This window comes from Janthinobacterium kochi (genome assembly GCF_051380715.1).
Taxonomy (GTDB): Bacteria; Pseudomonadota; Gammaproteobacteria; order Burkholderiales; family Burkholderiaceae_D; genus Janthinobacterium.
Genome location: NZ_JBNYXO010000004.1, coordinates 194,252 through 215,084, shown reverse-complemented (window position 1 = coordinate 215,084; position 20,833 = coordinate 194,252). Strand labels below are relative to the sequence as shown.

The window sequence follows — 20,833 nt, the reverse complement described above, 5'->3', positions numbered from 1 at the left end:
ACATGCCGACCATTGCACCCGCTCCCTGCGGCCCATTGCAGCCCCATTTCGACGCCTTGCTGCACGACGTCTGCGCCAGCCTGGTTGCGCAAGCCGGTCACTTGCTGGACGGCATATACCTGTACGGCAGCGTTGCCCGCGGCGACGCCACGCCGGGCATATCCGACCTCGACGTGACCCTGGTGCTGCGCCAGCCGCCCACGCCGCCGCTGCGGGAAACGCTGGAAACGCTGCGCCTGGCCTTGCAGGCGCGCCACCGGGAGGTGATCAAGATCGATTTCGATATCGGGTACCGCGCCCAGGCGCTGGCACCCGAGCACCTGTACAGCTGGGGCTATTGGCTCAAGCACCAGTGCCGCTGTCTGTGGGGAGATGACCTGGCGCCGCACTTTGCGCCGTTCGCGCCCTCGCGCGCCATCGCCCTGGCCGTCAATGGCGACTTTGCCCGCGTGCTGGATGACTATGCGCGGCGCCTCGATGACGAGCGCGACCCTGCCGCCATCGTCCGCCTGCAGCGCGAGGCGTCGCGCAAGCTGATACGTTCCTGCAACCTCCTGCGCCAGGATGGCGATCCCGGCTGGCCCGTCAGCCTGGACGAGCATGCCGCGCTATTGCTGCGCCGCTATCCCGCCATGCAGGCGCAAATCGCGTATTTCCTTGCCCAGGCCAGGCCAGGCGCCGTGCCAGCCAGCGGTTTTACGCCGGCGCTGCGCCAATTTACGCGTTGGCTGGCGCAACAACAGGCGAGCTAGACGCCCGACTCCTCGTTCAACAGCGGATTGCCCGCCGCAAACGCCACCAGGTGCTCGGGCAGCATCGTGGCGCGGCTCGCCAGCCGCCATTAACCGGCAGTTGGCCGCCGGCAGTGTCACTCGGTCACTTCGGCCCACGACCGTCCTGATCCGGGCTATGCTATGGCCGTCCTTGTTTTTACAGTGGAATGCCCATGCTTGATCACGTTTCTCTCACCGTTGCCGACCTGGAACGCGCCGAGCGCTTCTACGACGCTATCTTCGCCGCGCTGGAGGTGCCCAAGGTGGGCAGCGACCATGCCAACGCCTGGGTAGGCTACGGCGAGCGCAGCGATGCCGAGCACCCGGAACGCAGCTATTTTTCCGTGCGCCTGGGCCCCAGGCCCGACGACGCGCCGCGCCGCCACTGCTGCTTCAATGCCGCCTCGCGCGCGGCCGTGGAAGCGTTCTGGCACGCCGGGCTGGCGCACGGCGGCATCGACCTGGGCGCGCCCGGCCTGCGCCACTATCACGCCAGCTATTACGCGGCCTTTTTGTTCGATCCGGACGGCAACCGCATCGAAGCCGTCTGCCATCGCACCGAGGCCGGCTGACAGGACGGGAAATCCCGTTCTGTTCAGCATTTTCACTTTCCCATGATTTGCCTATAATGGCTGGCACGCCATACCGGTCCCCGGTCCCTGCACCAAGAAGGAAATTCATGCATCATCTATTCGTCGGCCGCCCCGCGCGCACCATGCTTCTCTCCAGCGCCGGCTTGCTGCTGGCAGGCTGTTTTTCCGGCTGCTCTCTGTTGCCCTCTGCCCCGGTCACGCCGGGCGTGCCCGCCACGGCCGCCCTGCCCGACGCCAGCATCGCCTATACCTTGAGCGGCCAGAGCGGCTTGCCCGTGGTGTTCCAGTCCGCCATGGGCGACGGCAAGGATGTGTGGGCCAAGGTGGTGCCCGAAGTGGCCAGGCAGCACCGCGTGCTCGTCTACGACCGCCCCGGCTACGGCGACAGCAAAAAAACTACCACGCCGCGCGACCCCTGCACCATTGCCGCCCAGCAGCGCGCCCTGCTGGCGCAAGCGGGCTTGAAGCCGCCATATGTGCTGGTCGGCCATGGCTTGGGCGGGCTGTACCAGTATGTATATGCCAGGCTGTACCCGCAGGACGTGGCCGGCCTGGTCTTGCTCGACCCCACGCACCCGCAGCAATGGAACCGGATGCAGGCGGACGCGCCCACCTACGCCATGCTCGTGAAGACACGGCGCAAACTCATGTTCAACAGTACGGAATCGGCCGAATTCGATGCCCAGACGCAATGCCTGCAGCATGTCGACATGCGCAGCGCCCTGCGCGTGCCCGCCATGCTGCTGGTGCGCGACAAGTTCGGCATCGAGGAAATGGGCTCGTTTGAAAACGTGGTGCGGGCCCAGGAAAAGGATTGGCAGCGCCTGTCCGGCGCACCGGCCATCGAGCGCATCACGGGCGCCGGCTACTACATCCAGAAAGACAACCCCGTCATCGTCAACGAGGCGGTCAAGATGGTGGCGAAGAAGAAGTAATACGTATCGCTGGCATTTAACCACAGCAGCAAAATCTGGGGTCGGACCCTGAGGGACTAGGCGTCCCCGTCCGACCCCGGTCTCTGCCGTTGGGTTTTCTAGCTATTAAATCCCTTGCCTTCGCCCGCCAGCTTCACCAGCAGGGGCGCCGGTGTCCACGCCTCGCCGTGGCGGCTTTTCGCGTAACCGGCAATCGTATCGAGCACGTTCGGCAAGCCCACCGTATCGGCATAGAACATGGGGCCGCCACGGAACAGGGGGAAGCCGTAACCCGTCAGATACACCATATCGATATCCGAGGCGCGCAGGGCGATGCCCTCTTCGAGGATGCGCGCGCCTTCATTGACCAGTGCATACACGAGCCTTTCGACGATTTCCTGGTCGCCGATCTTGCGCCGCGCCACGCCGATGTCGGCGCAGTGCTGGATAATCATGGCGTTCACCTGTTCCGACGGATACGCCTTGCGGTCGCCCGCCTTGTAGTCATACCAGCCGGCGCCCGTCTTCTGGCCATAGCGACCCAGTTCGCACAGCAAATCGGCCGTCTTTGAATACGTCACTTCCGGTTTTTCCACAGCGCGGCGCTTGCGGATGGCCCAGCCGATGTCGTTGCCGGCCAGGTCGCCCATGCGGAACGGGCCCATGGCGAAGCCGAATTTCTCCACCGCCTTGTCGACCTGCTCCGGCAAGCAGCCTTCTTCCAGCAGGAAACCGGCCTGGCGGCTGTATTGCTCGATCATGCGGTTGCCGATGAAACCGTCGCACACGCCCGAGACGACGCCCGTCTTTTTCAGCTTTTTCGACAACGCCAGCGCCGTGGCCAGCACATCCTTGCCCGTTTCCTTGCCGCGGACGATTTCCAGCAGCTTCATGACATTCGCGGGGCTGAAGAAATGCGTACCGATCACGTCTTGCGGGCGCTGGGTGAACGCGGCGATCTTGTCCAGGTCCAAAGTGGACGTGTTCGAGGCGAGGATGGCACCCGGTTTCATGACGGCATCGAGCTGCTTGAAGACCGTTTCCTTGACGCCCAGCTCCTCGAAGACGGCTTCGATGACGATGTCGGCTTGTGCGATATCGGCATACGCCAGCGTGCCGGACACGAGCGCGATGCGCTGCTCGGCCCTCTCTTGCGTCAGCTTGCCCTTTTTCACCGTATTTTCGTAATTCTTGCGGATGGTGGCCAAGCCCTTGTCCAGCGCTTCCTGTTTTGTTTCCAGCAGCATCACGGGAATGCCCGCGTTGGCGAAATTCATGGCGATGCCGCCGCCCATGGTGCCGGCGCCCACGATGGCGGCGCTGGCGATGCTGCGCACGGGGGTATCGGCCGGCACGTCGGGCACCTTGCTGGCGATGCGTTCGGCAAAGAAGGCGTGGCGCAAGGCTTTCGATTCGGGCGACTGCACCAGTTGCATGAACAGTTCGCGCTCGTACTTCAAGCCATCGTCAAACTTCATCGTCACGGCGGCCGCCACGGCATCGACGCATTTCAGCGGTGCGGGGAACGGGCCGGACATGGCTTTGACCGTATTGCGCGAAAACTGCAGGAACGCTTCATGGTTCGGGTAATCGACCTTGCGCTCGCGCACCTTCGGCAGCGGGCGCACATCGGCCACTTTCGTGGCGAGGGCCACGGCGGCTTGCAACAAGTCGGCGCCGGGGGCGATGACTTCGTCGAACAGGGCCGTGCCGGCCAACTTTTCAGACGCCACGGGCGTGCCCGAGACGATCATGTTGAGGGCCATTTCCAGACCCAGCACGCGCGGCAGGCGCTGCGTGCCGCCCGCGCCCGGCAAGATGCCGAGTTTGACTTCCGGCAAGGCCATCTGCGCGCCCGGCGCGGCCACGCGGTAGTTGCAGCCCAGCGCCAGCTCCAGGCCGCCGCCCATGCACACGCTGTGGATGGCCGCCACCACCGGTTTGGTGGATTGCTCGACGACATTGATCAGGGTGTGCAGGGTCGGTTCCGTGAGCGCCTTGGGCGAATTGAATTCCTTGATATCGGCGCCGCCCGAAAAGGCCTTGCCGGCGCCCGTGATGACGATGGCTTTGACGGCCTCGTCCGCCAGCGCCTGACGGATGCCGGCCACGGCGGCCGTGCGTGTCGCCAGACCCAGGCCATTGACGGGCGGATTGGCGAGGGTAATGACGGCAACGGCACCGTTCACTTGATATTCAGCACTCATGTCTCTTCCTTACTGGTGTATTGGTTTTTACTTGGCGATGAAGTGGATGCAAGGGATGAAGCTTCACTATACCGCATAAAAGAACGCTCGTATTATTCTTGTCGCGGCGCGCGCAGCGCCGGTGCCGGCCATCATGGTACAACACCGCTCCATCCTTGCGCGCCGCCTCGATTACATGCCGGGCAACCGGTGGCCCTTGAACTGCTCGCGCAGTTTGTTCTTCTGGATCTTCCCCGTCGCGCCCATGGGCAAGGCGTCGATGAACAGCACGTCGTCCGGCGTCCACCACTTGGCGATCTTGCCTTCAAAAAATTGCAGCAAGGCTTCGCGCGTGACCGTCATGCCGGGGCGCAACACCACCACCAGCACGGGCCGCTCATCCCATTTCGGGTGGAACACGCCGATGCAAGCCGCCTGCAGCACGGCCGGATGCGCCATGGCCAGGTTTTCCAGGTCGATGGTGCCGATCCACTCGCCGCCCGACTTGATCACGTCCTTGCTGCGGTCGGTGATCTGCATGTAGCCATCGGCGTCGATGGTGGCCACGTCGCCCGTGGGGAACCAGCCATCCTGCAGCACGTCGCCACCCTCGTTCTTGTAATACGACGAGATGATCCACGGCCCTTTCACCAGCAAATGGCCGTAGGCGACGCCATCCCACGGCAATTCCTTGCCGTCGTCGTCGACAATCTTCATATCCACGCCATAGATGGCATGGCCCTGCTTTTGCAGTATCTTGCGCTGCTCGGCCTTCGGCAAGTCCAGGTGCTTGGTCTGCAAGCCGCCCGCCGTGCCCAGCGGCGACATTTCCGTCATGCCCCAGGCGTGGATGACTTCGATGTCGAACTTGTCGATCAGGGTATCCATCATGGCCGGCGGGCACGCCGCGCCGCCGATCACCGTGCGGCGGAAAGTGGAAAATTTCAGGTTATTCTGCAAGGCGTGATTCAGCAGCCCCAGCCAGACGGTGGGCACGCCGGCCGAGAACGTCACTTTTTCCGCCTCGAACAGTTCATACAGCGACTTGCCATCGAGCGCCGCGCCAGGAAACACCATGCGCGCGCCGGACAGGGGCACGGAATACGGCAAACCCCAGGCATTCACGTGGAACATCGGCACCACGGGCAGCACCGTGTCGGAGGCGCGCACGTTCAGGGCGCTGGGCATGGCCGACGCATACGCGTGCAGCACGGTCGAGCGGTGCGAATACAGGGCGCCCTTGGGGTTGCCCGTCGTGCCCGAGGTGTAGCACAGGGTAGCGGCCGCATTCTCGTCGAACAGGGGCCAGGTGTACTCGTCGGAATGCGTGGCGATCAAGTCTTCATAGCACAGCAGGTCGGGGATCGTGCTGCTGGCGGGCATGCGCTCGCGGTCGCACATCAGCACGAAATGACGCACAAACGTGCAGTCGGCGGCGATTTTTTCCACCACGGGCAAAAAGGTCAGGTCAAACAGCAAGACCTGATCTTCCGCGTGATTCGAGATGTAGGCGATCTGGTCGGGAAACAGGCGCGGATTGATGGTGTGCAGCACGGCACCCGAGCCGGACACGGCATAATAAGCTTCCAGGTGGCGGTAGCCATTCCAGGCCAGCGTGGCAACCCGGTCGCCCATACCGACCCCGAGGCCATGCAGGGCATTGGCCAGGCGGCGCGCGCGCTGGTGGCAATCGCGGTAGGTGTAGCGGTGCATGTCTCCCTCCACCCGCCGCGAAATGATTTCGCTGCCCCCGTAATGACGCGCTGCAAACTCGATAATGCTGGAAATCAGCAGGGGCTGATTCATCATCTGGCCCATCACTGGACTCAAGGGGAATGCCGACATCGTGTCTCCTGGGTTGGATACTCGGTTATTGTAGGAAGCTAAAGATTTTTCCTAGTTTCGTACGGTCGTGCGGAAATCGTCAACGCATTTCGATATTGCATTGCAGCATGGAATTTTTGATTCCGTTTTTTAGCCGCCCGGACATCCGCCACGCGCCTTGGCGCTGTGCGGTAAAATCGCATTCCAGGCTGGCGCACCTCGCCGCTACATCTTATTTGAATGGAATTGCCATCACCGCTCCTACCTTACCACTGGATAACGCCTTTGCGGCCTTGCCGCCCGCGTTCTATACGCGGCTGATGCCCACGCCCCTGCCCGCCCCGTATTTCGTGGCCGCCAGCGCGCCGGCGGCAAGCCTGGTCGGCCTCGATGCGGCGCGCCTGGCCGAAGCTGATTACGTGGCGCTGCTGAGCGGCAATACGGTTGCCGAGCGTTCGCTGCCCCTGTCGGCCGTGTATTCAGGCCACCAATTCGGCGTCTGGGCCGGCCAGCTGGGTGATGGCCGCGCCATTTTGCTCGGTGATATCGCCACCGAACACGGTCCGATGGAACTGCAGCTGAAAGGCGCCGGCGCCACGCCGTATTCTCGCATGGGCGACGGGCGCGCCGTGCTGCGCTCGTCCATCCGGGAATTCCTGTGCTCGGAAGCCATGGCGGCGCTGGGAATTCCCACCTCGCGCGCGCTGTCCATCATGGGGTCGCAGCAAGGCATCATGCGCGAAACAGTCGAGACTGCGGCTGTCGTCACGCGCATGGCGCCCAGTTTCGTGCGCTTCGGCTCGTTCGAGCACTGGTTCTACCGCAAGCAGCCGGACGAACTGAAAATCCTTGCCGACTACGTCATTGACGGTTTTTATCCCCATTTGCGCGCCGCATCCAATCCGTATCAAGCCTTGCTGGCCGAAGTGTGCGTGCGCACGGCGCACATGATTGCGCACTGGCAAGCCGTGGGTTTCATGCATGGCGTGATGAACACGGACAATATGTCGATTTTGGGCTTGACGCTCGATTACGGCCCCTTCGGCTTCATGGAAGCGTTCGATGCCGAGCACATCTGCAACCATACGGACCAGCAGGGCCGCTATTCCTACGCCAACCAGCCGCAGGTGGGCCACTGGAACTGCTACGCGCTGGGCCAGGCGCTGCTGCCGCTGATCGGCGAAGTGGAACTGGCGCAGGCGGCGCTGGACACGTATCAGAGCGCCTTTGCGGAGAAGATGAATGCCTTGCTGCGCGCCAAGCTGGGCTTGCACACGCAACACGCCGACGATACGGCGCTGTTCGACAGCATGTTTGCGCTGATGCAAGCCAATCACGTGGATTTCACCAACTTTTTCCGCGCCCTGGCGACACTGCAGGTGGCCGCCCCCGAGCATGATACGGCGCTGCGCGACCTGTTCATCGACCGCTCCGCCTTCGATACGTGGGCGGCACAATACCGTGCGCGCCTTTCGCAGGAGCACAGCGTCGATGCCGAGCGGCAAGCGGCCATGAACGGCGTCAACCCGAAATACGTGCTGCGCAACTATCTGGCGCAAGTGGCCATCGAGAAAGCCCAGCAGCAGGACTACACGGAAGTGGCGAAATTGCTGGAAATACTGCAAAAGCCATTTGACGAACAGCCCGAACACCAGCACTATGCGGCCCTGCCGCCCGACTGGGCCAGCCACCTTGAAGTCAGTTGCTCATCCTGAGGAGTCATTATGACCACGAATAAAGTCAAGAAAACCGACGCCGAATGGCGCGCCATGCTCGACTCGATGCAATACGAAGTCACGCGCCATGCGGCCACGGAACGTGCCTTCACGGGCAAGTTCTGGGACCACCATGAACACGGCATCTACACCTGCGTCTGCTGCAACACGCCGCTGTTCGCCTCGGACACCAAGTTCGACTCGGGCTGCGGCTGGCCCAGCTATTTCCAGGCCCTCGACCCGGCGAACGTGACGGAGATCGTCGACCGCAGCCACGGCATGCAGCGCACGGAAATCGTCTGCGCCGTCTGCGATGCCCACCTGGGCCACGTCTTCCCGGACGGCCCGCCGCCGACCGGCTTGCGCTATTGCATCAATTCGGCCTCGTTGCGCTTCGATCCGCAGCCTTGATGCCACAGGAATGACCATGGAACACGAATATTGCTCCTAAGTCATTCCTAAGATGTTTACACCACGATCATAGTAAAGTCTCGCCATGAAATTTCTATTCGACCTATTCCCCCTGATCGCCTTCTTCGCCGCCTTCAAACTGGGCGGCATGTATGAAGCGGCCACGCACGATTTCGTGCAGCAATATTTGTCCGGCTTCGTGTCCGGCGGCCTCATCAAGGCCGACCAGGCACCATGGATACTTGCCACGCTGGTCGGCATCGTCGCCACCGCCTGCCAGGTCAGCTATCTGCTGCTGCGCGGGCGCAAGGTCGACGGCATGCTGTGGCTGTCGCTGTTCATCTTTGTCGTGTTCGGCGGTGCCAGCATTTATCTGCATGACGATTTCTTCCTGAAATGGAAGCCGACCCTGATCTACTGGCTGTCCGGCCTGGCCCTCTTGATTGCCTATGTGGGGTTCAAGAAAAACCTGATCCGCAAGACCATGGAAGCGCAAGTGCAATTGCCTGATGCGGTCTGGAACCAGTTGCTGGCGGCGTGGATCATCTTCTTTGGCGTCATCGGCGCGCTGAATTTGTTCGTCGCCTTCGTGCTGTACAAGGGCGACATGGCCGCCTGGGTCAGTTTCAAGGCGTTTGGCGCGACGGGCATTTTCTTTGCCTTCATCGTGGCGCAAACCCTGTTCCTGGCCAAACATATCAAGGAAGACGCATGATGAGCTCCACCACCGAAAACACCTCGCCTGAAACGCGCATGCAGCGCATTCGTAGCCGCCTGGAAACGGCACTTTCCCCTCTGGAATGCGTGCTGGAAGACGACTCGGCGCGCCACCGTGGCCATGCGGGCGCCGCCTCGGGCGGAAGTCATTACAATCTACGCATTATTTCTAGTCAATTTGAGGGGCTCAGGCTCGTCATGCGCCATCGACTGGTGTATGATTCCGTGCACGATATGATGCATAATGAGATCCATGCATTGGCGATTGTGGCCCTGGCGCCGTCCGAAGTAGTGTAAGGATGGCGTTTTGGCGTACCCGAGCCATGTTATCAATTTCTTTCCATGCGTTTTTTACGAAACTTTCCCTAACAGGATTTAATAATGACTTTTAAGCCAGCCCGCTTGCTGATCGCACTACTCGCCGTTGTCGCGGTACCTGTTTTTGCGCAAAATATTGCCGTTGTTAATGGCAAGCCTATCCCATCGTCGCGCGTTGATGCAGTCGTCAAGCAAGTCGTCGCCCAAGGCCAGCAACCGGATTCGCCGCAACTGCGCGAAATGATCAAGAAGGACTTGATCGGCCGTGAAGTGCTGATGCAAGAAGCGGAAAACAAAGGTTTCGGTAAAGATGCAGCCGTCAAGCAGCAAATCGAGAACGCGCGCCAGGCCATCGTCATCAATGCCCTGGTCGGCGACTACCTGAAAAAGAACCCTGTCAACGACGCTGAAATCAAGGCGGAATACGACAAGTTCGTAGCCCAGACCGGCGACAAGGAATACCACGTGCGCCACATCCTGGTGGCCACCGAAGCCGAAGCGAAAGACATCATCGCCAAGCTGAAAGGCGGCGCCAAGTTCGAAGACCTGGCCAAGCAATCGAAAGATGCCGGTTCGGCCGACAATGGCGGCGACCTGGACTGGGCAGCGCCATCGTCCTTCCCGAAAGTGTTCTCCGACGCCTTCGTGAAACTGCAAAAAGGCCAAGTCACCGATACCCCGGTGCAAACGCCTAACGGTTTCCACGTGATCAAGCTGGACGACACCCGCGCGGCCAAGCTGCCGACCCTGGAAGAAGTCAAGCCACAGATCGCCGAAGCGCTGCAGCAAAAGAAATTGCAAGCGTATCAGGAAGAAATGATCAAAAAAGCAAAAGTTCAGTAAGAACTGACCTCCCCGGCGCCCCTTTCGGCGCCGGTCGTGTATTCTGCGCCTGAATGCGCACTGCGCGACAGTCGCGCGTATCGATTTTTAGTATACTTATTAGGAATGAACATGATTTTGAAGCCAGCCCGCCTGATCTTAGCCCTGGTCGCCGTTGTCGCGATCCCTGCATTCGCGCAAAACGTGGCCACCGTGAATGGCAAGGCCATCCCATCGTCGCGCGTCGACCAGGTCGTCAAGCAAGTCGTCGCCCAAGGCAAGCAAGCCGATTCGCCGCAATTGCGCGAAGCCATCAAGAAAGACCTGATCGGCCGTGAAGTGCTGATCCAGGAAGCCGACAAGCAAGGCTACGGCACGCGTCCGGAAGTCAAGTCGCAGATCGACAATGCCCGTCAAAGCATCATCATCAACGCCCTGTTGGCCGACTACGTCAAGAAAAACCCTGTCAAGGACGCTGAGATCAAGGCCGAGTACGACAAGTTCAAGGCGCAGGCCGGCGACAAGGAATACCATGCACGCCACATTCTGGTAGCCACCGAAGCGGAAGCGAAAGACATCATCGCCAAGCTGAAAGGCGGCGCCAAGTTCGAAGAACTGGCGAAAGTATCGAAAGACGGTTCCGCAGCCAATGGCGGCGACCTGGACTGGGCTAGCCCGGCTTCGTACGTGAAGCCATTCTCCGACGCCATGGTGGCCCTGAAACCAGGCCAGGTCACGCAAACGCCGGTGCAATCGCAATTCGGCTTCCACGTGATCAAGCTGGAAGAAACCCGTCCGACGAAACTGCCGGCACTGGAAGAAGTCAAGGGCCAGGTGGCTGAATCGCTGCAACAGAAGAAACTCGCCGCCTACCGCGACGAGTTGATGAAGAAAGCAAAAATCCAGTAATATTGGATGAAGATGAAAAGGCGCTCCACGGAGCGCCTTTTTTACGCCTGGAAAAAGCGAGATGCGATGAATCTACATGAAGAATTAAGGATAGCACTCGAAACAGTCGCCGACCCCACCCGTGCGGCGCCCATGCAAGCCTATATGCGCGACCAGTTCGTGTTCCTGGGCGTGGCGGCACCGCAGCGGCGCCTGGCCGCCAGGGACTTGCTGGCGGGCTTGAAGGGCATCGATGCCGGAACGCTGCTGGAACATGCGCAACTGCTGTGGCAGCAGCCGCAGCGCGAATACCAGCACGTGGCGCTCGACATGCTGGCCCTGCACCGGGGCCAGCTGTGCGTCGAACACCTCCCCTCCCTGCTCGGCCTGGCGCGCCAGCGCGCCTGGTGGGACAGCGTCGACGGCATGGCGGGCATCGTGGGCGACGTGCTGCAGGCGGAACTGCGGCGCGGCGGCGATGGCCATGCGCACATGGACGCGTCCTTGCAGCATGAAGATTTCTGGCTGCGCCGCATCGCCATGCTGCACCAGCTGGGCTGGCGCGGCGACACGGATGCCGCCTGGCTATTCGACGCGGCCCTGGCGCTGGCCCCCGAAGACGAGTTTTTCATCCGCAAGGCCATCGGCTGGGCCCTGCGCGATTACGCGCGCCATGCGCCGGCAGAGGTGCTAGCTTTTGCTACGCAGCACCGCCAGCAACTAACGCCGCTCAGCTACCGCGAAGCGCTGAAACACCAGCCACCTTGAACGACTGGCCGCCCAGCAATTGCAGCGCCGCGTCGATGCGGGAAGCGGCATCCCAGGCGGGCACGGGCGCCAGCAAGCCCAGCGCCATCTGCCGCAGCGGCTCGGCGATCACCATGGCCAGCAGCAAGCCTGCCAGTTCCTGCCCATCCTGCAGCACCAGATGGCCGCGCGCCGCCTGGCGTCCCAGCCACTCGGCCAGCAAGGCCGTGCCCCGCTCGATGCCGTTACGCTGATACACGGCCAGCAAGTCCGTGCGTGCGGGAAACTCCGTGCACAGCAAACGGAACAGGCCCACGGCGTCCTCCGTCAGCACGCGCGCCGCCATTGCCTGCAAGATCTCTTTCAATAAGGGCAGCACTTCGCCAGGCGCGGTCGCCTCGTGCGCCATGGCCGGCAGGAAGGCATCCGTCCAGCCGCGCACCACCAGGGCCACCAGTTCCTCGCGGTTGGCCGCATATTGATACAGCGACTTTTTTGCCATGCCCGCGTGGCGCGCCACCGCTTCCATGGTCGTGGCCGCATAACCTTCGTTCAGCAGCAGCCAGGTGGCCGCCTGCACGGCCGCCTCGCGCGCTTCCTCGGGCGGACGCGCTGGACGGCCCCGTCCACGTACAGCCTTGCTCTCTGTATTGCTCTCTGTATTGCTCTCTTCTTCCTGCATGCCGGCTCCAGGCTTGATCGATGGGCAATTCTACACTGAAACATATTTTGGAAACGTTTTACGTTTCTTTAATATATAATTGTCTCACCCCAACAAAGGAGAACGACATGACGCAGCCTCTTGAATTCCCATGGAATATCACCAACACGGGCGACTTGCTCGACCCGTTTCCCCTGCACCTGGAAACGGGCGTCACGCGCCTGGACGACGGTTGCCTGCTGGTGGCGGCGCGCACGGAACTGCACGGCTGCAGTGGCCGCATGCTGGACTGGTGGTTTACGTTTTTCGAGACGACGCAGCACATCAAGTGGTGGCACCCGCACGACCACGTGGCCCATCACGGCTGGAACAGCGCATGGAAAAAGGGAGAGAGCTATTACGGCGCTTCGATCGAGGCGGTGGAATCCTTGGGCGACATTCCACCCGTGAAAGCCAAGCTGAAGTTCCATGATCCGAAGGAAGTATTTGACCCGGCGCAACTGCAACAGGCCAAGGACAGCGGTGCCCTGTCGGCCGCCATCTGCGCGCGCATCGGCTTTGGCGAGCACGTGCAACTGGACCCGCAGGGCGACCCGCTCGACGGCGAAATGCTGCACCTGACACGCGACACGCCCACGGGTTGCGTGCTGCGCAGCCGCTTCCTGCTGGGACGCAACAGCCTCGATCCCGTGCGCGACGTGCCCGACGTGCTGGGCCTCAATTTGCTGCGCCATTGCTACAGCGAATTTACCTATCTGTCGCGTTTCCTGCCGTCCTTGTACTACGGCGAGCATGCCAATGGAGAGCCGGCGCCGTTGCCCTGGTAAACAGCCTTACAGCCGCTTGTGCATGCGCGCCAGCGGCAGTTTGATGTCATCGGGCAAGTCGAGGTGAAAATCTTCCGTGACGGCAAAACCGCTGGCCAGGTACAGCGGCACGCCGGGCAAGGTGGCAGCCAGTTCCAGTGCCGTAAAACCCGCGGCCAGCGCCTGGCGTTCGCAATGGCGCATCAGCATGCTGCCCAGGCCCTGGCGCGCGGCTGCGGGTTCCACAAAGAAGGCGCGGATGCGTCCCGGCTGGCTGGCCGGGTCAAGCAGCGGGTCCGGTCCGCTCTTGGCGCGGTCGGCGCCATACAGGGTGGCGCGCTGGCTCCAGCCGCCGCACGCCAGCATGACGCCATCGCGTTCGATGACGAAATACGTCCGGTCGGCAACGAGCTGCGTATCGACGCCGAACACGTGGCGCGTCACGGCTGCGGCTTGCTCGGGTGTATAAAACCCCGCGCTCAGTGCCACGCCGGAACGGGCGATCAACGCATTCATTTGCGGCACATCGGCCGGCAGCGCCACGCGCAGGCGCGTCAGGGCGCCAAAGCTGAACCAGGCACGCGCGATGCGCCCCTGTTCCACCTCATAGGTCGCCACCAGTTCCTGCGCCGATACGCCATCATCCGTGTCGCCATGCACGATCTCGTGGTCGATCACCAGCTTGCCGCAAGCGATGCGGTTGAGCAACTGCGCCTGCGGCCGGCTGGCGGCGAAACGCGCCGTGAAACGGGGGCCGATCTGCGCGCCGCCCGTGGCCAGCAAGGTAGCGGGATGCTGGAACTGCTGCGCATCATCGGCGTAGATGGCCAGCAAGGCCGGCACGTCGTGTGCGTTGTAGGCGTCCAGTTGGGCCTGGACGATGGCGGCGGGCGTGGCGTGCAGAAGGTCGGTCATGGCGCGGTTCCGTGGAAGATGGCTGATTTTATAACGTTTTCTTTGCCTCCTGCATTTTCGTCCCACAACGCGCTTGTGTGCGCGTTAGAACGGAAGAGTCTGCGGAGTAGCGCCAGAATGGCCTTTTATAGCGATGAGGCCGGCCCATGTCCCGACAACAATCGTCCGCCGCTCCCCTGGCCGGCCATGTCAGCGTGCGCGGCGCGCGCGAACACAACCTCAAGAACGTGGACGTGGACATCCCGCGCGACGCGCTGGTGGTGTTTACGGGCGTGTCCGGCTCGGGCAAGTCCTCGCTGGCCTTCGGCACGCTGTATGCGGAAGCGCAGCGGCGCTACCTGGAATCGGTCTCGCCATACGCGCGCCGCCTGTTCCACCAGATGGCCGTGCCCGAGGTGGACCGCATCGACGGCTTGCCGCCCGCCGTGGCCTTGCAGCAGCAGCGCGGCGCGCCCAGCACGCGCTCGTCGGTCGGCAGCGTCACCACGGTGTCCAACCTGCTGCGCATGCTGTATTCGCGCGCAGGCGACTATCCGAAGGGTCAGGCGCTGCTGTACGCGGAATCGTTCTCGCCCAATACGGCGGAGGGGGCCTGTCCCGCCTGCCACGGACTGGGCCGCGTGTATGCCGTCACGGAACGCTCGATGGTGCCGGACGACAGCTTGAGCATCCGCGAGCGAGCCGTCGCCGCCTGGCCCACGGCCTGGCATGGCCAGAATTTGCGCGACATCCTCACCTCACTGGGCCATGACGTCGATACGCCATGGCGCGCGCTGCCGCGGCAACTGCGCGACTGGATCCTGTTTACGGACGAGCAGCCGGTGGTGCCCGTGTATGCGGGCCTGACGCCGCAGGAAACCCGCGCGGCGCTCAAGGCCAAGCTGCCGCCCAGCTACATGGGCACGTTCACCGGCGCGCGCAAGTACGTGCTGCAGACGTTCGCCAGCAGCCCCAGCGAGCAAATGAAAAAACGGGTGGCGCGCTACATGCTGGGCGCCGACTGTTCCCTGTGCCACGGCAAGCGCCTGCGCCCTGAGTCGCTGAGCGTGCGGTTCGCCGGCCTCAATATCGCGGACATGTCGCGCCTCAGCCTGGCAGAGCTGGCGGCCCTGATGGCGCCCTACGCGGACGGCAAGGCCAGGCTGCGCGATGGCAAGCGGCACCCGGAAAAGGCCATCGTCGCACAGCGCATCGCGCAAGACCTGGGTGCCCGCCTGGAGGTGCTGCTGGACCTGGGCCTGGGCTACCTGAGCCTCGAGCGCGGCACGCCCACGCTGTCGCCGGGGGAATTGCAGCGCCTGCGGCTGGCCACGCAGGTGCGCTCCAGCCTGTTTGGCGTCGTCTACGTGCTCGACGAGCCGTCGGCGGGCCTGCACCCGGCCGATACGCAGGCGCTGCTGCGCGCGCTGGCGCGCCTGAAGGCGGCCGGCAACTCGCTGTTTGTCGTCGAACACGACCTGGACGTCATCGCCAAAGCGGACTGGATCGTCGACGTGGGCCCGCATGCAGGCGAGCATGGCGGGAAAATCCTCTACAGCGGAGTGCCCGCAGGCTTGCGCGCCGTGGCGCAGTCGCAGACGCGGCGCTACCTGTTCGAGCAGGAAGCGCCGCCGCGACGCACGCCCCGCGCGCCCGCCGGCTGGCTGGAGGTCGCCGGCGTGACGCGCAACAACCTGCGCGGCCTCGATGCGCGCTTTCCCCTGGGCGTGCTGTGCAGCGTCTCGGGCATGTCCGGCTCGGGCAAGTCCACGCTCGTCAGCCAGGCGCTGGTGGAACTGGTGAGCGCCGCCCTGGGCCAGGGCACGGCAACGGACGAGATCGACGAGGCGCCGCTGGCGCAGATGGCGGCGCCCACGGGCGGGCGCATCGCCGGCGGCCTGGAAGCCATCGGCCGCCTCGTGACGGTGGACCAGAAAGCCATCGGCCGCACGCCCCGCTCCAACCTGGCGACCTACACGGGCTTGTTCGACCACGTGCGCAAGCTGTTTGCCGCCACGCCGGCCGCAAGGCGCCGGCATTTCGACGCGGGGCGCTTTTCCTTCAACCTCGGCAAGGGCCGCTGCGCCAACTGCGAAGGCGAAGGACAAGTCATGGTGGAACTGCTGTTCCTGCCCAGCGTCTATACGCCCTGCCCCGTGTGCCACGGCACGCGCTATAACGCGGAAACGTTAACCGTCGATTACCGGGGCAAGGATATCGCGCAAGTGCTGCGACTGACGGTCGACGATGCGCTGGCCTTCTTCGCGGGCGAGGCGGCCCTGGAGCGCCCCTTGTCCGTGCTGGCCGACGTGGGCCTGGGCTATTTGCGGCTGGGCCAGTCGGCCACGGAACTGTCGGGCGGCGAAGCGCAGCGGGTCAAGCTGGCCACGGAGCTGCAGCGCCCCCAGCGGGGCGACACCCTGTACATCCTCGACGAGCCCACGACGGGCCTGCACCCGGCCGACATCGACCGCCTCCTGGCCCAGCTCGATACCCTGGTGGCTGGCGGCAACACCGTCATCACCGTCGAGCACGACATGCGCGTGCTGGCGGCCAGCGACTGGATCATCGACATCGGCCCCGGTGCTGGCGACGACGGCGGCGTCATCGTGGCCAGCGGCACGCCGGCGCAGGTGGCGAAAACACGGGCCAGCCGCACGGCGCCCTTCCTGAAAATAGCCCTGCGATAAGCCTGTGCGCAGCCACGTTTGCTGAGATAATCACGACACATAGTTACAAAAACAGCCGCAGCGTCTTATGCGGCATCAATAAAAATCATTGCAGCAGGAGTAAAGATCATGAAATGGGAAGGCAATCGCGAAAGCGATAATGTGGAAGACCACCGCGGCGAAGGAGGCAGTGGTGGTAGCGGCGGTGGCGGCTTCGGTTTTGGCGGGCGCTCGATCGGCATCGGCACCATCGTCATCGCCCTCGTCGGCTCATATGTGCTGGGCGTCAATCCGCTGACCTTGCTCAATCTGCTCAGCGGTGGCGGCGGCCAGGTCAGCACCCAGCAAAGCCAGTCGCCAGCGCGCCAGCCGCCCGAATCGGACGACATGGCCCGCTTCGTGAAAACCGTGCTGGCCGATACGGAAGACACGTGGGGCGCCCTGTTCAAGGCCGAAGGTGGCACCTATGTGCGACCCAAGTTGGCGCTGTTTTCCGGCAGCATCCCCACAGCCTGCGGCACGGGCCAGAGCGCCAGCGGCCCCTTTTATTGCCCCGGCGACCAGAAAGTCTACCTGGACCTCGACTTTTTCAAGCTGATGCAGCAGCGCTTCAAGGTCTCGGGCGAATTTGCCGAAGCCTACGTGATCGCCCATGAAGTGGGCCACCACGTGCAGAACCTGATGGGCTTGTCCGAGAAGGTCGACAAGGCGCGCCGCACGCAATCGGAACGCCAGGCCAACGCCATGTCCGTGCGCCTGGAATTGCAGGCCGACTGCTTTGCCGGCGTGTGGGCGTATCACGCGAACCAGGATCGCAAGATCCTGGAACAGGGCGACGTGGAAGCGGCCCTGAAAGCGGCCACGGCCATCGGCGACGATGCGCTGCAGCGCCAGTCGCAAGGCCATGTCGTGCCGGACTCGTTTACGCACGGCACCTCGGAACAGCGCGTGCGCTGGTTCAGCAAGGGCATCGAGAGTGGCCAGATTGCACAATGCAATACGTTTGAGGCGCGCCAGCTGTAAATGGAACCACGTATGCCGTCCTGCGGGCCGGCATGCGCATCGATCAAGGCACGCCGACGTCGTAGCGCTTGCCCAGCCTTTTCAGTTCGCCCGTCTCGATCAGGCTATTCAGCTCCTGGTCGAACTGCAGGCGCAGCTTGTCGAAGGCGGGCGAGCGGGGAAAGGCGAAATAGCCGTTTTGTATGTCGATGACTTTGGGCAAGGGTTTTACCTGGCGCCCATAGCCGAGGCGGGCAATCACCGGGTCGGTATTGCGGCGGTTGCTGACGAACACATCGACGTGGTTGTGCGCCAGCATCTTCAAGCCATTTTCCACATTGTTGGCCACGCTGACCTGCAAGCCGGGCCGCATACGTTCCCATTCCGCGCCATACGCCCAGCCATTGAGCAGCACCACCCTGCGGTTCTTCAGCACCGCGTAGTCGCCATCCCAGCCGAAGCTGGCGTCCTGGCGCGTATAAAAGACCATCTGGTCCTGATAAAATGGCTTGTCGGAAAACGCCATGCTGGCGATGCGCTCGGGCGTCTTGTAGGGGCCGATCAAGATATCGGCCTGGCCCTGCACCAGCATGGCTTGCGCGCGCGCCCACGGCACCATGCGAAAACGCACGGTATGGCCCGTGCGCGCCGCCATCAAGCGCAGCAGTTCCGCGCCCAGGCCGCCATACTCACCACTGTTCTGGTACTCGAACACACGCTCGAACTGCGCGCCCACGGCCAGCAACTCGCGCGCCTGCACCGGCACGGCAAACGCTGGCCACAGCAGCGCCAGGGCCAGCAGGCGCCGCCCTGCTCTGCTCATCAGCCGACGATGCGCAGAGAGTAATCGGTGGCCCGCACATCCTTGGTCAGGCTACCGATCGAGATGCGGTCCACGCCTGTTTCGGCAATGGCGCGCACGCTGTCGACATTGATGCCGCCCGACGCTTCCAGCAAGGCGCGGCCATGGGTCAATGCCACGGCTGCGCGCAGCATGTCGTTGCTGAAGTTATCGAGCAGTACCGAGACGGCGCCCGCGTCCAGCGCTTCCTGCAATTGCGCCAGGGTTTCCACCTCGATTTGCACAGGCACGCCCGCGTCGAGGTTGCGCGCATTTTCCAGGGCCTGGCTGACGCCGCCAGCGGCCGCGATATGGTTTTCCTTGATCAGGATGCCGTCGTACAGGGCCAGGCGCTGGTTCTTGCCGCCGCCGACGCGCACCGCATACTTTTGCGCCAGGCGCAGGCCAGGCAAGGTCTTGCGCGTGTCCAGGATGGCTGCCTTGGTGCCGGCGATCACATCGACATACTGGCGCGTGGCCGTGGCGACCGCCGACAGCAGTTGCAGGAAATTGAGGGCGCTGCGCTCGGCAGTGAGCAAGGCGCGCGCTGGCGCCTGAATCGTGCACACGACGCTGTCGGCCGTCATCCTGTCGCCTTCGGCGTAATGCCAGGCAATATCGATGCTGCGGTCCAGGCTTTTCATGATGCCTTCGAACCACGGTGCGCCGCACAGCACGGCTGCTTCGCGCACGATGACGCGGGCCGTGACGATGTAGTCGGGCGGCACCAGTTCGCCCGTCAGGTCGCACTGGCCCACGTCTTCCAGCAAGGCGGCCAGCAGATTACCCTCGAAGGCGCGCGCCAGGGCTGCATCAAAAGGGGCGAAAGAATTAACGAGGGTACTCATGCTGGACCGATTCCTTGGAACAATGTGGTTTCTTTTGCCAGGTCCGCGCCCGGCTTGAGGCCCGCCTTCTTGGCGGCGGCGAAGTCGAGCATGCGCTTGATCGAGCGCACGGCCAGCTGGCCGACGGCAGGATCGACGTGGATTTCGTTATGCATGTTTTCCAGCGTTTGCGCCAGGTTCAGCAAGCCGTTCATGGCCATCCACGGACAGTGCGCGCAGCTCTTGCAGGTGGCGCTGTTGCCGGCCGTGGGCGCTTCAATGAAACGCTTGCCCGGCGCGGCCGCGCGCATCTTGTGCAGGATGCCGTTATCGGTGGCGACGATGAAGGTGTCCGTGTCCATGGTTTGCGCTGCCGCAATCATTTGCGACGTCGAGCCCACCATATCGGCCAGCGCCACCACGTTCGCGGGCGACTCCGGATGCACGAGTACCTTGGCTTGCGGATACTCTTCCTTGAGCAAATCGAGTTCGATGCCCTTGAATTCGTCGTGCACCAGGCAGCTACCCTGCCACAGCAGCATGTCGGCGCCCGTTTGCTTCTGGATGTACGAGCCCAGGTGCTTGTCGGGTGCCCAGAGGATTTTCTTGCCCTGCGCATGCAGGTGGGCAACGATGTCGAGACCAATGGAAGACGTGACCATCCAGTCGGCACGCGCCTTGACGGCGGCGCTGGTGTTGGCGTAGACCACCACCGTGCGGTCCGGATGGGCATCACAGAAGGCCGTGAATTCGTCCACCGGGCAACCGAGGTCGAGCGAACAGGTCGCGTCGAGGTCGGGCATCAGCACGGTTTTCTCGGGACTGAGGATCTTCGCCGTTTCGCCCATGAAGCGCACCCCGGCCACGACCAGGGTCTTGGCCGGATGGTCGCGCCCGAAGCGGGCCATTTCCAGGGAATCGGAGACGCAGCCACCCGTGGCTTCGGCCAGGTCTTGCAGGTCGGCATCAACGTAATAGTGGGCAACGAGCACGGCTTCGCGCTCGATAAGCAGGCGCTTGATGCGCGTGATCAGTTCGGCTTTTTCAGCCGGAGATGGCGTCGCTGGCGTGCGTGCCCAGGCGTGGGCAGTGCAGCTGGCTCCGTCTTGTGGATGTTCATACTCGACGGATTTGATGGCTAAAGTTTGCATGGCTGTGTCAAACAAAAACGGGATAGACCGGCACGAACGCAATGAAGCTGGTGCGCCGGAACGAAAGGACCGCG

Annotated in this window: 20 protein-coding genes; 13 read left to right on the top strand and 7 right to left on the bottom strand. The window is 63.0% G+C overall.

Translation table 11 applies throughout. From position 1 onward, the window contains the following. The first annotated feature begins 2 nt into the window (after positions 1-2). From ACQ4WL_RS11320 to ACQ4WL_RS11310, 3 genes are all read left to right on the top strand, one after another. Positions 3-752: a nucleotidyltransferase domain-containing protein gene (locus ACQ4WL_RS11320; RefSeq protein WP_436509822.1), complete on the top strand. Its 750-nt coding sequence runs from the start codon at positions 3-5 to the stop codon at positions 750-752. Between the two features lie 188 nt (positions 753-940). After that, positions 941-1,345, top strand: coding sequence for a VOC family protein (locus tag ACQ4WL_RS11315; RefSeq protein ID WP_436509821.1), 405 nt, complete (start codon positions 941-943; stop codon positions 1,343-1,345). A 107-nt stretch (positions 1,346-1,452) separates the two neighbouring features. Continuing rightward, on the top strand, positions 1,453-2,301 hold the full coding sequence (locus ACQ4WL_RS11310) for an alpha/beta fold hydrolase (protein WP_436509820.1): 849 nt from the start codon (positions 1,453-1,455) through the stop codon (positions 2,299-2,301). A gap of 98 nt (positions 2,302-2,399) precedes the next feature. Here ACQ4WL_RS11310 and ACQ4WL_RS11305 read toward each other — a convergent pair whose 3' ends face one another. Together ACQ4WL_RS11305 and ACQ4WL_RS11300 are read right to left on the bottom strand one after the other, a co-directional pair. After that, complete coding sequence (locus ACQ4WL_RS11305; protein WP_436509819.1) at positions 2,400-4,487, bottom strand: 3-hydroxyacyl-CoA dehydrogenase NAD-binding domain-containing protein; 2,088 nt, start codon at positions 4,485-4,487, stop codon at positions 2,400-2,402. 171 nt (positions 4,488-4,658) lie between these two features. Further along, on the bottom strand, positions 4,659-6,311 hold the full coding sequence (locus tag ACQ4WL_RS11300) for a 3-(methylthio)propionyl-CoA ligase (RefSeq protein WP_436509818.1): 1,653 nt from the start codon (positions 6,309-6,311) through the stop codon (positions 4,659-4,661). A 107-nt stretch (positions 6,312-6,418) separates the two neighbouring features. Between ACQ4WL_RS11300 and ACQ4WL_RS11295 the strand changes: the two genes are divergently transcribed. The 7 genes from ACQ4WL_RS11295 to ACQ4WL_RS11265 all read left to right on the top strand — a co-directional run bounded on the left by ACQ4WL_RS11295 (position 6,419) and on the right by ACQ4WL_RS11265 (position 11,929). Continuing rightward, a complete protein-coding gene (locus tag ACQ4WL_RS11295) occupies positions 6,419-8,005 on the top strand; it encodes a protein adenylyltransferase SelO (protein WP_436509817.1) in 1,587 nt (528 codons plus the stop codon). A gap of 9 nt (positions 8,006-8,014) precedes the next feature. Further along, entirely contained in the window at positions 8,015-8,416 is a 402-nt protein-coding gene (gene msrB / locus ACQ4WL_RS11290) for a peptide-methionine (R)-S-oxide reductase MsrB (protein WP_436509816.1), read from the top strand. 85 nt (positions 8,417-8,501) lie between these two features. Then, complete coding sequence (locus tag ACQ4WL_RS11285) at positions 8,502-9,131, top strand: septation protein A (RefSeq protein ID WP_436509815.1); 630 nt, start codon at positions 8,502-8,504, stop codon at positions 9,129-9,131. Continuing rightward, the gene (locus tag ACQ4WL_RS11280; RefSeq protein WP_436509814.1) at positions 9,128-9,430 is read left to right on the top strand and encodes a BolA family protein; all 303 of its coding nucleotides are present in this window, start codon (positions 9,128-9,130) and stop codon (positions 9,428-9,430) included. The genes ACQ4WL_RS11285 and ACQ4WL_RS11280 overlap by 4 nt, the downstream gene beginning before the upstream one ends. An 84-nt stretch (positions 9,431-9,514) precedes the next feature. Beyond that, positions 9,515-10,294, top strand: coding sequence for a peptidylprolyl isomerase (locus tag ACQ4WL_RS11275; protein ID WP_096235564.1), 780 nt, complete (start codon positions 9,515-9,517; stop codon positions 10,292-10,294). Between the two features lie 111 nt (positions 10,295-10,405). Further along, the gene (locus ACQ4WL_RS11270) at positions 10,406-11,182 is read left to right on the top strand and encodes a peptidylprolyl isomerase (protein WP_034756072.1); all 777 of its coding nucleotides are present in this window, start codon (positions 10,406-10,408) and stop codon (positions 11,180-11,182) included. A 66-nt stretch (positions 11,183-11,248) separates the two neighbouring features. Further along, the gene (locus ACQ4WL_RS11265; protein WP_436509813.1) at positions 11,249-11,929 is read left to right on the top strand and encodes a DNA alkylation repair protein; all 681 of its coding nucleotides are present in this window, start codon (positions 11,249-11,251) and stop codon (positions 11,927-11,929) included. On the opposite strand, the gene ACQ4WL_RS11260 is transcribed toward ACQ4WL_RS11265, so the two are convergent. Next, positions 11,892-12,590 carry a TetR/AcrR family transcriptional regulator gene (locus ACQ4WL_RS11260; protein WP_436509812.1) on the bottom strand — a complete coding sequence of 233 codons (699 nt, stop codon included), beginning with the start codon at positions 12,588-12,590 and terminating at the stop codon, positions 11,892-11,894. The two genes, ACQ4WL_RS11265 and ACQ4WL_RS11260, sit on opposite strands and share 38 nt — an antisense overlap. Positions 12,591-12,697: 107 nt before the next feature. On the opposite strand from ACQ4WL_RS11260, the gene ACQ4WL_RS11255 reads away from it, so the two are divergent. Further along, on the top strand, positions 12,698-13,396 hold the full coding sequence (locus ACQ4WL_RS11255; protein WP_436509811.1) for a DAPG hydrolase family protein: 699 nt from the start codon (positions 12,698-12,700) through the stop codon (positions 13,394-13,396). 6 nt (positions 13,397-13,402) lie between these two features. On the opposite strand, the gene ACQ4WL_RS11250 is transcribed toward ACQ4WL_RS11255, so the two are convergent. Beyond that, positions 13,403-14,290, bottom strand: a complete 888-nt coding sequence (locus ACQ4WL_RS11250) for a GNAT family N-acetyltransferase (protein ID WP_436509810.1) — start codon at positions 14,288-14,290, stop codon at positions 13,403-13,405. Between the two features lie 146 nt (positions 14,291-14,436). Here ACQ4WL_RS11250 and ACQ4WL_RS11245 point away from each other — a divergent pair, with 146 nt between their 5' ends. After that, positions 14,437-16,959: an excinuclease ABC subunit UvrA gene (locus ACQ4WL_RS11245; protein ID WP_436509809.1), complete on the top strand. Its 2,523-nt coding sequence runs from the start codon at positions 14,437-14,439 to the stop codon at positions 16,957-16,959. Positions 16,960-17,067: 108 nt separating this feature from the next. Beyond that, positions 17,068-17,961, top strand: a complete 894-nt coding sequence (gene ypfJ, locus ACQ4WL_RS11240; RefSeq protein WP_436509808.1) for a KPN_02809 family neutral zinc metallopeptidase — start codon at positions 17,068-17,070, stop codon at positions 17,959-17,961. A 43-nt stretch (positions 17,962-18,004) separates the two neighbouring features. Here the strand turns inward: ypfJ and ACQ4WL_RS11235 are convergent, their stop codons facing one another. Genes ACQ4WL_RS11235 through nadA form a run of 3 tightly spaced genes read right to left on the bottom strand, consistent with a single transcriptional unit; the run spans position 18,005 to position 20,759 of the window. Beyond that, positions 18,005-18,763, bottom strand: coding sequence for a substrate-binding periplasmic protein (locus tag ACQ4WL_RS11235; protein WP_436509807.1), 759 nt, complete (start codon positions 18,761-18,763; stop codon positions 18,005-18,007). Continuing rightward, positions 18,763-19,629, bottom strand: coding sequence for a carboxylating nicotinate-nucleotide diphosphorylase (nadC, locus tag ACQ4WL_RS11230; RefSeq protein WP_436509806.1), 867 nt, complete (start codon positions 19,627-19,629; stop codon positions 18,763-18,765). The genes ACQ4WL_RS11235 and nadC overlap by 1 nt, the downstream gene beginning before the upstream one ends. Beyond that, positions 19,626-20,759, bottom strand: a complete 1,134-nt coding sequence (gene nadA / locus ACQ4WL_RS11225) for a quinolinate synthase NadA (RefSeq protein WP_436474399.1) — start codon at positions 20,757-20,759, stop codon at positions 19,626-19,628. Before nadA ends, nadC begins: the two co-directional genes overlap by 4 nt. Positions 20,760-20,833: the final 74 nt, after the last annotated feature.

Coding starts and splice junctions, on each gene's coding strand:
- ACQ4WL_RS11320 (WP_436509822.1), top strand. CDS start 3: ATGCCGACCATTGCACCCGCTCCCTGCGGCCCATTGCAGCCCCATTTC.
- ACQ4WL_RS11315 (WP_436509821.1), top strand. CDS start 941: ATGCCCATGCTTGATCACGTTTCTCTCACCGTTGCCGACCTGGAACGC.
- ACQ4WL_RS11310 (WP_436509820.1), top strand. CDS start 1,453: ATGCATCATCTATTCGTCGGCCGCCCCGCGCGCACCATGCTTCTCTCC.
- ACQ4WL_RS11305 (WP_436509819.1), bottom strand. CDS start 4,487: ATGAGTGCTGAATATCAAGTGAACGGTGCCGTTGCCGTCATTACCCTC.
- ACQ4WL_RS11300 (WP_436509818.1), bottom strand. CDS start 6,311: ATGTCGGCATTCCCCTTGAGTCCAGTGATGGGCCAGATGATGAATCAG.
- ACQ4WL_RS11295 (WP_436509817.1), top strand. CDS start 6,419: ATGGAATTTTTGATTCCGTTTTTTAGCCGCCCGGACATCCGCCACGCG.
- msrB (WP_436509816.1), top strand. CDS start 8,015: ATGACCACGAATAAAGTCAAGAAAACCGACGCCGAATGGCGCGCCATG.
- ACQ4WL_RS11285 (WP_436509815.1), top strand. CDS start 8,502: ATGAAATTTCTATTCGACCTATTCCCCCTGATCGCCTTCTTCGCCGCC.
- ACQ4WL_RS11280 (WP_436509814.1), top strand. CDS start 9,128: ATGATGAGCTCCACCACCGAAAACACCTCGCCTGAAACGCGCATGCAG.
- ACQ4WL_RS11275 (WP_096235564.1), top strand. CDS start 9,515: ATGACTTTTAAGCCAGCCCGCTTGCTGATCGCACTACTCGCCGTTGTC.
- ACQ4WL_RS11270 (WP_034756072.1), top strand. CDS start 10,406: ATGATTTTGAAGCCAGCCCGCCTGATCTTAGCCCTGGTCGCCGTTGTC.
- ACQ4WL_RS11265 (WP_436509813.1), top strand. CDS start 11,249: ATGAATCTACATGAAGAATTAAGGATAGCACTCGAAACAGTCGCCGAC.
- ACQ4WL_RS11260 (WP_436509812.1), bottom strand. CDS start 12,590: ATGCAGGAAGAAGAGAGCAATACAGAGAGCAATACAGAGAGCAAGGCT.
- ACQ4WL_RS11255 (WP_436509811.1), top strand. CDS start 12,698: ATGACGCAGCCTCTTGAATTCCCATGGAATATCACCAACACGGGCGAC.
- ACQ4WL_RS11250 (WP_436509810.1), bottom strand. CDS start 14,290: ATGACCGACCTTCTGCACGCCACGCCCGCCGCCATCGTCCAGGCCCAA.
- ACQ4WL_RS11245 (WP_436509809.1), top strand. CDS start 14,437: ATGTCCCGACAACAATCGTCCGCCGCTCCCCTGGCCGGCCATGTCAGC.
- ypfJ (WP_436509808.1), top strand. CDS start 17,068: ATGAAATGGGAAGGCAATCGCGAAAGCGATAATGTGGAAGACCACCGC.
- ACQ4WL_RS11235 (WP_436509807.1), bottom strand. CDS start 18,763: ATGAGCAGAGCAGGGCGGCGCCTGCTGGCCCTGGCGCTGCTGTGGCCA.
- nadC (WP_436509806.1), bottom strand. CDS start 19,629: ATGAGTACCCTCGTTAATTCTTTCGCCCCTTTTGATGCAGCCCTGGCG.
- nadA (WP_436474399.1), bottom strand. CDS start 20,759: ATGCAAACTTTAGCCATCAAATCCGTCGAGTATGAACATCCACAAGAC.